The 14,272-nt window shown below is 71.9% G+C and carries 12 protein-coding genes and 2 pseudogenes; 7 read left to right on the forward strand and 7 right to left on the reverse strand.

The window, feature by feature from the left end:
- Window positions 1-657: 657 nt before the first annotated feature.
- The 4 genes from ACZ7PG_RS42880 (at window position 658) to ACZ7PG_RS42895 (ending at window position 4,642) form a co-directional block, all read left to right on the forward strand.
- Complete coding sequence (locus ACZ7PG_RS42880; protein WP_470245685.1) at window positions 658-1,962, forward strand: GGDEF domain-containing protein; 1,305 nt, start codon at window positions 658-660, stop codon at window positions 1,960-1,962.
- Between the two features lie 70 nt (window positions 1,963-2,032).
- Window positions 2,033-2,635 (forward strand): TetR/AcrR family transcriptional regulator, encoded by a 603-nt coding sequence (locus tag ACZ7PG_RS42885; RefSeq protein WP_470244947.1) that lies wholly within the window; start codon window positions 2,033-2,035, stop codon window positions 2,633-2,635.
- The gene (locus ACZ7PG_RS42890) at window positions 2,632-3,294 is read left to right on the forward strand and encodes a VC0807 family protein (protein ID WP_470244948.1); all 663 of its coding nucleotides are present in this window, start codon (window positions 2,632-2,634) and stop codon (window positions 3,292-3,294) included. Before ACZ7PG_RS42885 ends, ACZ7PG_RS42890 begins: the two co-directional genes overlap by 4 nt.
- Window positions 3,287-4,642 carry an FAD-dependent oxidoreductase gene (locus tag ACZ7PG_RS42895; protein WP_470244949.1) on the forward strand — a complete coding sequence of 452 codons (1,356 nt, stop codon included), beginning with the start codon at window positions 3,287-3,289 and terminating at the stop codon, window positions 4,640-4,642. The genes ACZ7PG_RS42890 and ACZ7PG_RS42895 overlap by 8 nt, the downstream gene beginning before the upstream one ends.
- Window positions 4,643-4,827: 185 nt before the next feature.
- On the opposite strand, the gene ACZ7PG_RS42900 is transcribed toward ACZ7PG_RS42895, so the two are convergent.
- From ACZ7PG_RS42900 to ACZ7PG_RS42910, 3 genes are read right to left on the reverse strand one after another with little or no spacing between them, the layout of a single operon-like run.
- Entirely contained in the window at window positions 4,828-7,143 is a 2,316-nt protein-coding gene (locus ACZ7PG_RS42900) for a [protein-PII] uridylyltransferase (protein ID WP_470244950.1), read from the reverse strand.
- Between the two features lie 9 nt (window positions 7,144-7,152).
- Complete coding sequence (locus ACZ7PG_RS42905) at window positions 7,153-7,491, reverse strand: P-II family nitrogen regulator (RefSeq protein ID WP_086855863.1); 339 nt, start codon at window positions 7,489-7,491, stop codon at window positions 7,153-7,155.
- Window positions 7,488-8,870: an ammonium transporter gene (locus tag ACZ7PG_RS42910; RefSeq protein WP_470244951.1), complete on the reverse strand. Its 1,383-nt coding sequence runs from the start codon at window positions 8,868-8,870 to the stop codon at window positions 7,488-7,490. Before ACZ7PG_RS42910 ends, ACZ7PG_RS42905 begins: the two co-directional genes overlap by 4 nt.
- A 174-nt stretch (window positions 8,871-9,044) precedes the next feature.
- Here ACZ7PG_RS42910 and ACZ7PG_RS42915 point away from each other — a divergent pair, with 174 nt between their 5' ends.
- The 3 genes and pseudogenes from ACZ7PG_RS42915 to ACZ7PG_RS42925 all read left to right on the forward strand — a co-directional run.
- The gene (locus ACZ7PG_RS42915) at window positions 9,045-9,896 is read left to right on the forward strand and encodes a putative RNA methyltransferase (RefSeq protein WP_470244952.1); all 852 of its coding nucleotides are present in this window, start codon (window positions 9,045-9,047) and stop codon (window positions 9,894-9,896) included.
- A 72-nt stretch (window positions 9,897-9,968) separates the two neighbouring features.
- Window positions 9,969-10,151 (forward strand): annotated as a pseudogene (locus ACZ7PG_RS42920) (Fe-S oxidoreductase); the annotation flags it as partial.
- A 483-nt stretch (window positions 10,152-10,634) separates the two neighbouring features.
- Window positions 10,635-11,075, forward strand: a pseudogene (locus ACZ7PG_RS42925) ((2Fe-2S)-binding protein); the annotation flags it as partial.
- 6 nt (window positions 11,076-11,081) lie between these two features.
- Here ACZ7PG_RS42925 and ACZ7PG_RS42930 read toward each other — a convergent pair.
- From ACZ7PG_RS42930 to ACZ7PG_RS42945, 4 genes are all read right to left on the reverse strand, one after another.
- Window positions 11,082-11,939, reverse strand: a complete 858-nt coding sequence (locus ACZ7PG_RS42930) for a sigma-70 family RNA polymerase sigma factor (RefSeq protein WP_470244953.1) — start codon at window positions 11,937-11,939, stop codon at window positions 11,082-11,084.
- Window positions 11,940-12,054: 115 nt separating this feature from the next.
- A complete protein-coding gene (locus ACZ7PG_RS42935; protein WP_470244954.1) occupies window positions 12,055-12,468 on the reverse strand; it encodes a PPOX class F420-dependent oxidoreductase in 414 nt (137 codons plus the stop codon).
- 62 nt (window positions 12,469-12,530) lie between these two features.
- Window positions 12,531-12,968, reverse strand: coding sequence for a VOC family protein (locus ACZ7PG_RS42940; RefSeq protein WP_470244955.1), 438 nt, complete (start codon window positions 12,966-12,968; stop codon window positions 12,531-12,533).
- Window positions 12,965-14,263 (reverse strand): serine hydrolase, encoded by a 1,299-nt coding sequence (locus ACZ7PG_RS42945; RefSeq protein ID WP_470244956.1) that lies wholly within the window; start codon window positions 14,261-14,263, stop codon window positions 12,965-12,967. Before ACZ7PG_RS42945 ends, ACZ7PG_RS42940 begins: the two co-directional genes overlap by 4 nt.
- Window positions 14,264-14,272: the final 9 nt, after the last annotated feature.

The following is a 14,272-nucleotide window of genomic DNA, read 5'->3' on the forward strand; positions in this document are numbered from 1 at the left end:
CTGGGACGGACCGGGTGTTCGGCGTGGTCAGGACTCGCGGTTGCGCACGGCGCGTCTCCTTCCGGACGTCGCGACGGGGTCGGCGTGGGTTCAGGACTCGCGGTTGCGCACGGGGCTCTCCTCTCGGGGCGGCGTGACGGGCGGGCGTGAGTTCAGGACTCGCGGTTACGCACAGCGCTCTCCTCTCGCGCGCGGTGACCAGCGGGGCATCGGTTCAGGACTCCCGGTTACGCACGGGCTTCTCCTTCCGGGCGACGTGACGGGCGGACGTAGGCTCAGGACTCGCGATTGCGCACGGGGCTCTCCTTCCAGGCGTCGCGACAGGTGGACGTCGGTCAGGACTCGCGATTACGCACAGGGCTCTCCTTTCAGGCGTCGGACTCGGATCGCCGCAGCTCAGGACTCGCGGTTGCGCACGGCACGTCTCCTCTCGGGCGTTCCAGCGGGGGACTCGGCGGCTCAGGATTCGCGGTTGCGCATGACGGCCTCCCTCCGGCGTCGGCGCGGACGGCGGTCGGGGCGTCAGGATTCGCGGTTGCGCATGGCGACCTCCCTTCGCTGCTCCGAACGTGTGGCAATCGTCGATCGCCGTCGCCCGATGTGGTGAAGTGGACGCGGATCGTCGGATCACCCAGGGGAGTTGCACCCGCCTTGAGTATGGACGGCGCCCGTCCGGCCGAACCCCGCGTGGGCCGGATCCGTGGGGCGCTTCTCCCTGCTCACTGGACGCTCTGGCGCCAGCGCGGATCGCTGATCTTCTACTGCTTCCTCGTCGAGTCGGTGGCGCTCGTGGCCACCGTCTGGACCGCCGCCGTGGTGCCCGTCCACTCGTGGGATCTGGTCGTCTTCGGCGTCCTCGTCGCCCTCGGTGTGCTGCAGGCGGAACTCGGCCGGCAGATCGAGCGCGTCCGGCGGCTGGTGTCCGACACCCCGCACATCAACCTGACGTCGGTCTGGACGTTCGCCGGCGTGCTGCTCCTGCCGCCCGCGCTCGTCACGGCCCTGATCGCCGTCCTCTACCTGCACCTGGCGACGCGCAGCCTCGCGCGGATGAAGCGCGTCCCGCCGTTCCGGACCACGCTGAACGCGACGCTCGTCGTCATCACCTGCTACTCGGCCGAGTTCGTGCTCGCCCGGCTCGGCGTCGGCGACATGTACGCGGCATTGACGGCGGGCTGGCGCGGCATCACGGCCATCGCGCTGGCCGCGGTGACGTACTTCCTGGTCGCGGCGATCACGATCGTCCCGGCGCTGACGATCACCAAGCGCACGATCAAGGCGTTCTTCGGCGGCCTCGGCGACAACCTCCTCGAGGTCGCGACGCTCTGCCTGGGCCTGCTCACGGCGTTGACGCTGGCGACGCTGCCCGCGCTCGCCGTCGCGATCGTGCCGCCGCTGCTGGTGCTGCACCGGGCGGTGCTGATCAAGCAGCTGGAGATCGCCGCGACGACCGACGAGAAGACGGGCCTGTTCAACACGACCGGGTGGCATCTGCTCGCTTCGCGCGAACTGGCCCGCGCCCAGCGCAGCTCACGGAGCACGTTCGGCGTCCTGATGATCGACCTCGACTACTTCAAGCTGATCAACGACGCGCACGGTCACCTGGCGGGCGACACGGTGCTGCGCGCGGTCGCGGCGACGATCAAGAGCGCGGTACGCGACTACGACTCGGTCGGCCGCTTCGGCGGCGAGGAGTTCGTGGTCCTGCTGCCGGACATCGGCCCGGCGGCGGTGCTCGCGGTGGCCGAGCGCGTCCGGTCGGCGATCGAGTCGCTGAAGGTCGAGTACGAGGACGGCAGCCACCTCCGCGTGATCGACGCCCTGTCGGCCTCGATCGGCGTCGCGACGTACCCGGACGGCGGCACGGCCGTCGAACGCCTGCTGCAGGCCGCGGACAAGGCCCTGTACCGAGCCAAGGACGCGGGCCGCAACCGGGTCGTCGACGGCACCGCCACCGCCTGACCCACTCCCCCATTTCCCGCCCCTGACCTGACGACTTGTCAGATTTGCTCGGCTGAGCTAAATTTTGCTCATGCGAGCAAGAACGTTCACCGAGTCCGGCCGGCGGGCCCAGATCGTGCGGGCGGCGATCGAAGTGATCGCCGAGGAGGGCTTCGCCAAGGCGTCGTTCAGCCGGATCGCGAAGCAGGCGGGTCTGTCGAGCACCGGCATGATCAGCTACCACTTCAAGGGCAAGGACGACCTGCTCGCGGCGTGCGTCACGGAGATCGAAGAGATCACCGGGGCGTTCATGGGGCCTCGCATCGACGCCGCCGTCGGGCACGTCGCGCAGCTGCGTGCCTTCGTCGAAGCGAACGTCGAGCTCGTCGGCGAGCACCCGGCCGAAGTCCGCGCCCTGATCGACCTGGTGAAGAACGCCGGCTCGCAGAGCCCCGGCGTCAACGGGCGGCTCGCGCTGTTCGAAGAGCACTTCCGCACCGGGCACGCAGCGGGCGCGTTCGGCCCGCTCGACGCCCGGATCACCGCACTCGCCCTCACCTCCGGCCTCGACGCCGTCGTCGCGACGGCGGCCGCGGCCGGGCTGGCACCCACCGAGCTCACGCGCATCGGCCGTGAGCTCGCCGACCTCTACGTGCGGGCGACCGCACCCGAATCCACTGGGGAACCCGAATGATGATCGACGCGAAACCCGCTCCCGACGCCGGTCTGCGCCGCGTGATCCGCGCGAACGTCCTGACCGTCGTCTTCGAAGTGCTCATCCCGATGGCCTTGTTCTACGGCCTGCGCGCCGCCGGCGTCGACCAGTGGTGGGCGCTGATGGCCGGCGTCCTCTTCGCCGCGCCGTACGTGGTGTGGACGATCGTGCGCAACCGGAAGGTCGACCTCGTCGCCCTCGTGACGCTGAGCGTCATGGTGCTGTCGGTGGTGCTGGGCCTGCTCTCGGACGACCCGCGCACCCTGGTGATCCGCGAAGGGTGGACCGCCGCGCTGGGTGGCGTGTTCGGCGCGTGGATGCTGGTCTCGGTGTTCGTCGGCCGGCCGGCGCAGCTGACGCTCGGCCGCACGATCGCCGAGGTCAAGCGCGGCGCCGAGGGCGCGGAGGCGTGGGTGAGCCGCTGGGACACCGACGCCCGGTTCCGGCGCGGCCTGCGGATCAACACGGCGGCCTGGGGTGCGGTGCTGCTGGCCGGCGCGGTGCTGCACATCGTGCTCGTCTACACGCTGCCCATCGACCTCATCGCGCTGGTCACCAACGTGGCGTGGTTCGGCGCGCTGGGGCTCCTGATCGTCTGGCACCTCTGGTACCTCAAGAAGGAGAACCTCGATGCCTGACGTCCTGGTCGCGGGCGCCGGCCCCACCGGCCTGCTGACCGCGTTCGAACTCGAGCGCGCCGGGCTCGACGTGCTGGTCCTCGAACGCGACGCCCGGCCCACCACGCAGTCGAAGGCCCTCGGCCTGCAGCCCCGGTCGGTCGAGGTGCTGGCCGACCGCGGCCTGCTCGCCGCGATCGAGCCCCACGTGGCGGCGAAGCTGCCCGCCGGGCACTTCTCGGGCTTCCCGATCGACTACACCGACCTGCCGACGCGCTTCCCGTACCAGCTCGGCGTCGAACAGGTCCACGTCGCGGCGGCGATCGAGGCGCGCCTGCGCACCCCGGTGCTGCGCGACGCGGCCGTCACCGCAGTGGCGCAGGACGACGAGGGCGTCACCGTCACCGCCGGCGAGCGCGAGCACCGGGCGGAGTGGCTCGTCGCCGCCGACGGCGGGCACAGCGCGGTCCGCACGCTGCTGGGCGCCGCCTTCCCCGGCAGCCCGGCGCGGATCTCGCTCGTCGTCGCCGACGTCACGCTGGCGGCCAAGCCCGCCGGCCTGGCCGACGCCTGGCAGCTGCCGTCGTCGGCGTCGGGGTACCTGCTCCCGCTGTCGGGCGGTCGCTACCGGACGATCGTCTTCGGCGAGGAGCAGCAACGGCTCGGCCGCGGCGAACCGGTCACGGACGGCGAGCTGCAGCGGGCCCTGACCGCCGCGCACGGAGCGGGCATCGAGGTGGGCGAAGTGCTGTGGGCGTCACGCTTCGGCGACGCGTCCCGGCAGCTCGAGCGCTACCGCCACGGCCGGGTGCTGTTCGCCGGCGATGCCGCGCACGTCCACCTCCCGGTCGGCGGCCAGGGGCTCAACCTGGGCCTGCAGGACGCGGCGAACCTCGGCTGGAAGCTGGCCGCGACGGTCCGCGGCACCGCACCGGACGGCCTGCTCGACAGCTACCACGACGAGCGCCACCCGGTCGCCGCCCGCGTGCTGGTCAGCACCCGCGCCCAGGCGGTGCTCGGCGTACCCGACCCGGACGCGGCGGCCGTGCGCGAGGTCGTCACGGGGCTGCTGGCCGTCCCCGAGGCCCGCCGCGCCGTCGCCCTCGAGATCTCGGGCATCGGGCTGACGTACCCGGGGGTGTCGGGCCGCACCGAGGTTCCGGTCGCGTCCGACGGCCGTGCTGTGCTGATCGGCGCGGCGCTGCCCGCGGGCTGGGCCGACCGGGTCGAGCCGCGGTCCGGCGCCGAGCCGCGGCTCGTCCGGCCTGACGGTTACGTGGCGTGGTCCGGTGGCCCGGGCCTGGAAGACGCGCTGCACCGCTGGTTCGGCGCACCCGAGCACGCGGCCGCCGCTCGCTCGGCGAGCTGAGCCACCGGCTCGGCTCGGCTCGGCTCGGCTCGGCTCGGCTCGGCTCGGCTCGGCTCGGCTCGGCTCGGCTCGGCTCGGCTCGGCTCGGCTCGGCTCGGCTCGGGAAAGCCTGCCGGCCACCACGTGCCTGAGCCCTCGGCTCGGTTCACCCGATGTCGGGTGAACCGAGCCGAGGGCTCGCCGGCTCAGGAAACCGCGGCCACGATCGCCTGCTCCACCTCGCGCCGCCAGCCCGGCTCGATGCGGCCGCCGCGGGGCGTCACCGCGAACGAGTCCACCACCGCCCCGCCCAGCGTCGAGACCTTCGCCCAGCGGACCTCCGCGTTGCACCGGCGCAGCGCGCCCGCGACCCGGAACAGCAGGCCGATCCGGTCGGCGGCGCGCAGTTCGAGGACCACCGTGTCGGGGCCGCTCGTCTCGTCGTCGAACCAGAGCACCTTCGGCGCGACCGGGGCCGCGTCCGGCGAGCCGTAGTCGCGTTCCTTCGCCGCCAGCCGCTGGGTGAGCGGAAGGGTGCCGGCGACCGCGCGGGCGAACTGCTCGCGCAGCAGCGTCGCGTCCGGCAGCGAGCCGAACTTCGGGGACGCCGTGAAGACGCCGGCGCGCCCGCCGTCGTGGCCGCGCAGCACCGCCGAGTGCACTTCCAGGGAGTTCAGCGCCAGCACGCCTGCCGCCGGTGCCAGGAGCTCCGCGCGGGCCGGCACGGCCAGCAGCACCGTGACGACCTTGCCCTGGGCGCTGATCCGGATCTCGCCGGTCCCCGAGGCCACGGCCTGGGCGACGAGCTCGCGCTGTTCGTCGTCCATCGGTTCGGGCGCGGTGAACCCCTTGCCGTGCAACACCTCTTCGCAACCGGTGACGAGCTGGGCGAGCAGCCGCGCCTTCCAGTCGGTCCAGACGCCGGGACCGGTGGCCAGCGAGTCGGCCTGGGTGAGCGCGTGCAGCAGCTCGACCAGGACGAGGTCGCTGTCCAAGGTCTTCACCACGCGCGCGACCGTCTCCGGCTCACTGATGTCGCGCCGCGTCGCGGTGTGCGGCAGCAGGAGGTGGTGACGGACCATCGCCGACACCGTCGCCGCGTCCGCCGGGCTCAGCCCGAGCCGCGTCGCGACCTGGAGGGAGATCTTGGCGCCCAGCTCCGAATGGTCGGCGTCGCGGCCCTTGCCGATGTCGTGCAGCAGCGCGCCGATCAGCAGCAGGTCCGGCCGTGGCACCGTGGTGGTCAGCTTGGCCGCCTCGACGCAGGTGCGCACGAGGTGCCGGTCGACCGTCCACTGGTGCACCGGCGAGCGCGGCGGCAGGTCGCGGACCGCACCCCACTCGGGGAACAGCCGGGCCCACAGGCCGGTCCGGTCGAGCGACTCGACGGCGTCGACCAGCCCCTCTCCCGCGCCCAGCAGCTCGACCAGGGCGTTCAACGCCTCGGGCGGCCACGGGGCCCGCAGCTCCGGCGCCGATTCCGCCAGCGCCTTGAGCGTGCCGAGCGCGATGGGCTTGCCCGTGCGCGCCGACGCCGCGGCGACCCGCAGCAGCAGCGCCGGGTCCTTCGCCGGGACGGCGTCACGGGCCAGGGAGACCTCGTTCCCGTGCAGTACCACGCCTTCGGCGAGCGGAGTGCGGGACGGCCGTCGCCCGAAGCGCGGTTTCGGCGGCTCCACAGTGGACCGGAGCGCGACGTCCAGCGCATACGCGATCGTGCGTCCCGCGCCGGAAAGCTTGCGGGCCAACGTGAAACGGTCGCCGAAGCCGAGTTCGGCGGCCACCAGCTCGGCCTCCGGCGCGGACAGGATATCCCGCTCGCGCCGGATCTCGCGCCGCAGCTCGGTGCGGACGTCGAGCAAGAGCTCCTTGGCTTCCAGGAGCTCTTCGCCGGGCCGCGCGGTGAGCTGCGCCGCGGCCAGTGCTTCCAGGACGGCGAAGTCCCGCAGCCCGCCCCGCCCGTGCTTGAGGTCGGGTTCGGCGGACTGCGCGATCTCGCCGCTGCGAGCCCAGCGCTGCCGGACCGACGCCGTCATGTCCGGGATCTGCTTGCGCGCGGTGCGGCGCCACTGGTCGCGCGCCGCGGAAACCAGCCTGCCGGTCAGCTCGGCGTCCCCAGAGAGGTGCCGGGCGTCGAGCAGGCCCATCGCCGTGCGAAGGTCCTCCGAAGCGACCTTCAGCGCTTCGCCGGGTGTGCGGACCGAGTGGTCCAACCCGACTTTCGCGTCCCACAAGGGATACCAGAGCGCGTCCGCGATCTCGCCGACCTTGCTGTTGCCGTTGTGCACCAGCACCAGGTCGAGATCGGAGAACGGCACCAGCTCCCGGCGGCCGAGCCCGCCCACGGCGACCAGCGCGACACCCGGTTCCGCGGTGTCGACGCCGGCCGCCGAAGCGCCCCTGCCCAGCCAGAACTCGTAGAGGTCGACCAGGGCCGCCCGCAGTGCGGACGCCCCCAGCCTCCCGTGCCTGCCCTCGAGCAAACGCTCGGTGGCCTTGACCAGTTCGCCCCCGTCGGCCATCCCAGACGCCTATAGAGCGTCCGTGCCGCGCTCACCGGTCCGTACCCGGATGACCGTCTCGACCGGCGTCACCCACAGCTTGCCGTCGCCGATCTTGCCGGTGTGCGCGGCCGTGGTGATGGCCTCGAGGACCTTCTCCACGTTGGTGTCGTCGGTGACGACCTCGATCTTCAGCTTGGCCACGAAATCCACCGAGTACTCGGCGCCGCGGTAGACCTCGGTGTGGCCCTTCTGCCGGCCGTAGCCCTGGACCTCGCTGACCGTCATGCCCAGCACGCCCAGCTGCTCGAGCGCGGAGCGGACGTCGTCGAGCGTGAACGGCTTCACAATCGCCGTGATGAGCTTCATGCCTTGCTCTCCTCGAGTTTCGCGGCCGGGGCGGTCTTGACCGGGATGGTGGACGGAGCGCCACCGCCGGACAACCCGGTGAAGTCGTACGCGCTCTCCGCGTGCTGAGCCTCGTCGATACCGGTGACCTCGTCCTCGGTGCTGACGCGGAAGCCGCCCGCCTTCTTGATCGCGAAGCCGATGATGAAGGACAGGACGAAGGAGTACGCGAGCACCGCACCGGCGGCCGCCGCCTGACGACCCAACTGGGTGAACCCGCCGCCGTAGAAGAGACCGTCGGCGCCGAGCGCGTTGACGCTCGTGGTGCCGAAGAAGCCGATCAGCAGCGTGCCGACGATACCGCCGACCAGGTGGACGCCCACGACGTCAAGGGAGTCGTCGAAGCCGAACTTGAACTTGAGCGAGATGGCCAGCGCACAGAGCACACCGGCGATCAGGCCGATCGCGATCGCCCCGAGCGGACTCACGAAACCACACGCCGGGGTGATGGCGACCAGGCCGGCGACCGCACCGGACGCCGCGCCGAGGGTGGTCGGCTTGCCGAACTTGAGCTGCTCCACGATCAGCCAGCCGAGGACGGCGGCCGCGGTGGCGACGGTCGTGTTGGTGAACGCGACGGCGGCGAGGTCGTTGGCGGCCAGCGCCGAACCCGCGTTGAAGCCGTACCAGCCGAACCACAGCAGGCTGGCGCCGAGCAGGACGAACGGCACGTTGTGCGGGCGGCCGGTGTCCTTCGGCCAGCCCTTGCGCTTGCCGAGCACGATCGCCAGCGCGAGACCCGCGGCACCGGCGTTGATGTGGACCGCGGTACCACCGGCGAAGTCGAGTGCCTTGAGGTTGTTGGCGATCCAGCCACCGACCGCGTTCTCACCGACGAAGCCGTTGAACGAGAACACCCAGTGCGCGACCGGGAAGTACACGACCGTCACCCAGACGACGACGAACAGCGTCCAGCCCCAGAACTTCGCGCGGTCGGCGATGGCGCCGGAGATCAGCGCGGGCGTGATGATGGCGAACATCAGCTGGAACATGACGAACGCGAGCACCGGCAGCGCGTCGGTGCCGGGCCACGCGACGGCGGGCGCCGAGTCGGTGGCGGCGACCGCGAAGCCGGCGAGCTTCCCGAAGGTGTTCTCCAAGCCGGCGAAGTGGAAGTTACCGACGAGGCCGCCGAAGGCGTCGTCCCCGAACGACATCGAGAAGCCGTACAGGGCCCAGAGCACCCCCACCACGGCCAGCGCGATGAAGTTCATCATCAGCATGTTCAAGACGCTCTTCGCGCGGACCATGCCGCCATAGAAGAACGCCAATCCTGGTGTCATGAGCATGACCAGCGCGGCGCTGGCCAGTACCCATGCGGTGTCTCCTGCGTTCAGCACATCGTCCTCCCGTGCCCTGGGTGTCCTGCGAAGGCAGTTTTGGCTCGCGGTGTTTCACGAGGCGGCGCGAGAGGTTTCGCCCGCGTGAACTGTCCGTGCCCGGTTGTTACGGCCAGGTTTCCCGGGACGTGTCCTGGAGTGTCCGGTTGCGTTACGTCGTGGTCGAATATCCCCATGACCTCGAGTGACCACGGGAATGACCCACTGCCACCAAGGGTCGTGGAAGCGTTGCGCTGTTCGGTGTGCGGCGCTCCGTTGGGGGCCGTAGATCGCACACTGCGTTGCGCGCAGGGTCACTCGTTCGATCTAGCTCGACAGGGTTACGTGAACCTGTTGCACGCGCGAATCCCGGCCGGGACGGCGGACACGGCACCGATGGTCACGGCCCGCGCGGACTTCCTGGCATCGGGCGCGTACCGGCCGCTCGCGGACGAACTGGCCCGCGTGTGCGCGGAGGCCGAGGGTCTCGTGATCGACGCGGGCGCCGGAACGGGCTACTACCTGGCGCACGTCCTGGAGGCGGCCCCGCGCAGCTTGGGGTTGGCGCTGGACGTCTCCGCGGTGGCGTTGCGGCGCGCGGCCCGCGCCCACGACCGGCTGGGGGCGGCGGTGTGGAACCTGTGGGAGCCGTGGCCGGTGGGCGACGAGGTGGCGTCAGTGGTGCTGAACGTCTTCGCGCCGCGCAACGGGCCGGAGTTCCACCGCGTCCTGCGACCCGGGGGTCTGCTGACGGTCGCGTCCCCGGCTCCGGACCACCTCCGCGAGCTGGGCGACCTGGTGTTGTCGGTCGACGATCGCAAGGCCGAGCGCCTGGACGCCACCCTCGGCGAGTACTTCGCCCGCACCGGCCGGACGGAGGTCCGCCGGACGGCGCAGCTCACCCCCCAGCAGATCCGCCAGGCGGTGGAGATGGGCCCGACGGCATTCCACCTGGACCGCGGCGACCGCCGTGCCCGGCTGGACGCGCTGACCGAGCCCCAGTCGGTGACGGTGTCCTTCACGGTCGCCACCTACCGGCGGCTGTGAAGGCGTGTTGGAAGGCTCCGCAGTCGTCGATCTCACCGGCCCCCGTCGCCAAGGTCTGGAAGGCTGGGTGACGTGAAGCCCGACTGGACCGCGCCCGCGACCCTGCTCGCGGACGCGGAGTGGGTCCGCGCCCGCATCGGCGGCGCGGCCAAGCTCTACGGGTGCGCCCCGCCGGAGGTCCTCGGCACGATCTGGTGGTACTCGCTCTCGTCGGTGCTCGTGGCCCCGGCGCTGGAGAGCCTGGTCGCCGCGACAGAGGGCGTCACCGACCCGTTTTCGGCCGGCTGGGCGCAGCACTCGGCGAGCGAGCCGGCCGGCTCGGCACCGGCCGACCAGTCGGGGACCGCCCGTCCTCAGCGGCCCGCTTCGGCCGACCAGCTCGCCGCCACCCATTCCTTTGCGCCCGCACCGGCCGATCAGCCGGCCGCAGGCCGGTCTCCACAGCCCGCACCGGCCGACCAGCCAGCTGCAGGCCGGACCCCGCAGCCCGCACCAGCCGACCAGCCAGCCGCAGGCCGGTCCCCACAGCCAGCACCAGCCGACCAGCCAGCCGCAGGCCGGTCCCCACAGCCCGCACCAGCCGACCAACCCGCCGCCCGCCGGACCCCGCCGCTCGCGCTGGCCGACCAGCCCGCCGAGCCCCGGACCCCGCCGCGTGCACTGGCCGACCAAACCGCCGCCACCCATTCCCCACCGGCCGACCAGCCGGCCGCCCGCCGGTCCCCTCGGCTCCAGCTCGCCGACCCGTCGCTCGACGCCATGGAGATCGACCTCGTCGCCGACGGCCGGTTCCTCGGCGCCCGGTCCACCCGTCCCCTCTCCGGTGGGCTGCCCGAGCTGGGCGCCGCGCTCGGCGAGGCGCTCGGGGCCGCCATCACGACGATCGCCGGCGTCACCGGCGCTCGTGCGCGCGCCCTCGGCGCCATCGCCACCGACTCGATCGGCAACCGGCTGCTGTGGACACCCGACCCTGAGCGCGCGATGGCCCTGGCCGAGCCGCTCGTCGCCGCGATCGGCCTGGGCCTGCCGAAGCCCCGTTTCGTCCGGGTCGGCCGGGCACCTGCTGTGCGTCGCGCGTCGTGCTGTCTGATCTACGAGGTCGGCAACCCGAAATGCGTGAGCTGCCCCCGCCAGACGCCGGCCGAGCGCGACGCGCGGCTTCGCGCCGCCCTGCGCTGACCCGCCTCAGTCGAGGACGGCCAGCTCCAGCCCGCGCAGCCGCTCCGGGTCGGCGATGACCTCGATCCCGGTGATCCGGTCGCCGTCCACCTGGAACGCCAGGACGACCGACAGCCGGCCCTCCAGCACCCACAGCAGCCCGGGCGAGCCGTCGACCAGGGCCAGCTCGCTGGCACGGGCCCGTTCGGACGCCAGCACCGCGCCCTTGCGCACGTTCTCCACGCCGCGCAGCACGACCGGCGCCGGGCTCGGACCGACGAACCGGTCCGCGTGCAGCACGACGTTCGGATCGAGGAGCGCGAGCAGCGCATCGAAGTCGCCACCCCGCGACGCGGCCAGGAACGCCTCGACGACCTTGCGCCGCCGGGGCAGGCCCGCGTCCACCGCGGTGCCGCCCTTGACCCGCCGCCGGGCACGGCTCGCGAGCTGCCGGGCCGCCGCCGGTGTCTTGTCGATCATCGGCGCGATCTCGTCGAACGGCACGGCGAACATGTCGTGCAGCACGAACGCGACCCGCTCGGCCGGCGCCAGCGCGTCGAGCACCACCAGCAGCGCCAGCCCGACCGAGTCGGCCAGCTCCGCCTCCTGCTCGGGGTCCCGGCGGTCCTCACCCTGTTCGGGCCGGCCGTCCAGAGGCTCCTCACGGTGGTTGCGCCGCGTCCGGAGCATGGACAGGCACACCCGCGCGACGACGGTCGTCAGCCACGCGCCGACGTTCTCGACCTCACCTGTGTCGGTGCGGTCGAACCGCAGCCAGGCCTCCTGGAGAGCGTCGTCGGCCTCGCTCGCCGATCCGAGCATCCGGTAGGCGACCGCGCGCAGCCGCGCCCGCTCCTGCTCGAACCGTTCGGTCAGCGTGTCCACCGTGTCCCGTTCCTTCCCGCGCCGCAGTCGTAGCAGTAGACCCCGCGACGGCGGCCGATGTGACGAGAACGCGCGACACCGTGAGTGATCCCGGTCATCCCGGCGATCCGATCAGCTATCCGTGAACCACCTTCCTCGGCTCGTACCACGTCTCGCCCGCGGGCTCCCCCGCCATGTTCCAGCTCCACGAAACCCGCGGGGTGATCCGGGAGTACCACCCCGGCCCGACCAAGCCCGTCCGTTCCACGGGCTCGTCCGCGTCGCCGTACACGCGGATCGCCCGGGCGATGAACGGCCGCAGCGACACCAGGTCGTCCACCACCAGGGCAACCTTCCGGCGACCGGCGGCGACGTTGCGGAACTTGCGCGTCGCCGCCACCGCCGCGCCGACGCCACCGACCCAGAAGTGCTCGCCGTCGAACTCGAACGCGAGCGGGACCACGTCCGGCTGCTCCTCCGCACCGAGCGTCGCCACGCGGGCGAGTGGCTGCGAACGCAGGTAGTCGATCTCTTCGGCGGTGAATGTCATGAGCGCTCCTTCGTGACCCGGATCCACCTCCTACACGAACTGGTGGCGCCCGGATCGACAGCTCAGAGCACGCAGAACTCGTTGCCCTCCGGATCCGCCATCAGGAAGTGGTCCGGACGGCCGTCCAGTTCGTACTCCCGCACCACCACCGCGCCCGCGGCGGTGAGCCGGGCGACCGCTTCGACGACCCGCTCCCACCGCGTCTCCCACGGAACCTCGCGCCCGCCGCCGGCCTGGACGTCCAGGTGCAGCCGGTTCTTCACGACCTTCTCCTCGGGCACCTTGAGGAAGCTCAGGTTCGGCAGCACGCCTTCCGGATCGCTCAGGTACGCGCCGTCGTCCCATTCCGCCTCGGGCACGTCGTGGTGCGAGAACCAGGCTTCCCAGCTGGCGAACCCGGCGGGTGGTGGCCGCTCGATGTAGCCGAGGGCCACCGCCCAGAACCTCGCCAGGGCGCGGGGCCCCGCGCAGTCGATCGTCACGCTCCACCGCACCGTCACGGACGAAGCGTAGCCGCGAGAAGCGCCACCGCACCCTTCGCGACGGCGATTCCCCGTGCCGCGACGTGGTTTTCGTCCAGTGGCGCGACCGGGTCCGACACCATGACGCTGGTGACCAGCGAGCGACCGTCCGCGGTGCGCGCCAGGTAGTTCAACGTCAGCACGCCGGGTTCGCTGCCGCCCTTGAACCAGACCTCCGGGAACTTCGCCCGGTCGAGTCCCAGGCCACCGTCGTTCAGCGACAGCGCGTGCCCGATCTCCGGCTGGTTCTCCTTCTGCAGCCCCGAGAACGCACGACAGATGTCGTCCGGCGAACCGAACCACTCGATGTCGTCGATCTTCTCGGGCGCCTGCCAGCTTTGGAGACCGGTGAGCGGAAGGCGTTCCAGCCCGGCGACCGCCGCGGGACGCGCCCAGCGTGGCAGCGCCAGGTAGGCATCCACGCGAGCCGGGTACTGCGTGGCCTTGAGCTCGAACATCGCCTTCGTGGTCAGGAACGGGACGTTCGCCGACGGCCGCTGGTTGCCGAACGCCGTGACCTGCCGTTGCACGGCGTCCCGGCCGAGCCGGTGGATCAGGTGATCGGTCGCGGTGTTGTCACTGATCGAGATCATCTTGTCGGCGTACTCGGTCAGCGGGAGCCGCGTACCGGCCGGTTCGTTCTGCAGCACCCCGGACGGCAGACTCTTCCAGTCGTCGCGGATCGCCAGCTGCTCGCTCCAGGACGCCTTGTGCTCGGCGACTGCCTTGCCGAGCGCGCCCAGAACGTAGAGCTTGAAGGCCGAACCCAGCGGCCGCTGCACGTCGTCGCGGACGCCGTGCACGTCCCGGCAACGCCCGTCCGGAAGGATCTCCGACGCGCCGAACGACACGCGGGCACCGAGCGCCGTGAGCTGCGCGTCGACCTCCGGCCAGGACGCCGGGACCGGGTCGTCCGGGCTCGCTTTCAGTCCGTCGATCAGCCCGGCCTGGTCGACGTTGAGGTCGAGCAGGTAGTCGTCGGCGGGTCCGTGGACCGCCGCCGCCACGTGGTCCGGGGCCTCGGTGACGATCCGTTTCACCTCGATCGGGCCGAGCTTGGCGAGCGCACCGTTGACTCCCGCCGTGCCACCCGCGGCCGTCAGCAGGACCTGGGCGACGTGCTCGCGCACTTCGGCATCGGTCACCGGAACGCGCGCGGTCGCGTCGACCACCCACTCGAGCTGGTCCGTCGCCGTGGGCAGCTCGGCGGCCTGGGCCGCCGGAGCCACCAGCGGCGCCAGGATCACGAGCACGCCCGCTATCGCTGTCTTCATCTTTCCCCC

Source organism: Amycolatopsis sp. NPDC114504, assembly GCF_055633595.1.

Excerpts from the sequence above, each read along its gene's own strand:
- ACZ7PG_RS42945 (WP_470244956.1), bottom strand. The coding sequence starts at position 14,263 with ATGAAGACAGCGATAGCGGGCGTGCTCGTGATCCTGGCGCCGCTGGTG.
- ACZ7PG_RS42900 (WP_470244950.1), bottom strand. The coding sequence starts at position 7,143 with ATGGCCGACGGGGGCGAACTGGTCAAGGCCACCGAGCGTTTGCTCGAG.
- ACZ7PG_RS42915 (WP_470244952.1), top strand. The coding sequence starts at position 9,045 with ATGACCTCGAGTGACCACGGGAATGACCCACTGCCACCAAGGGTCGTG.
- ACZ7PG_RS42935 (WP_470244954.1), bottom strand. The coding sequence starts at position 12,468 with ATGACATTCACCGCCGAAGAGATCGACTACCTGCGTTCGCAGCCACTC.
- ACZ7PG_RS42885 (WP_470244947.1), top strand. The coding sequence starts at position 2,033 with ATGCGAGCAAGAACGTTCACCGAGTCCGGCCGGCGGGCCCAGATCGTG.
- ACZ7PG_RS42890 (WP_470244948.1), top strand. The coding sequence starts at position 2,632 with ATGATGATCGACGCGAAACCCGCTCCCGACGCCGGTCTGCGCCGCGTG.
- ACZ7PG_RS42895 (WP_470244949.1), top strand. The coding sequence starts at position 3,287 with ATGCCTGACGTCCTGGTCGCGGGCGCCGGCCCCACCGGCCTGCTGACC.
- ACZ7PG_RS42880 (WP_470245685.1), top strand. The coding sequence starts at position 658 with ATGGACGGCGCCCGTCCGGCCGAACCCCGCGTGGGCCGGATCCGTGGG.
- ACZ7PG_RS42905 (WP_086855863.1), bottom strand. The coding sequence starts at position 7,491 with ATGAAGCTCATCACGGCGATTGTGAAGCCGTTCACGCTCGACGACGTC.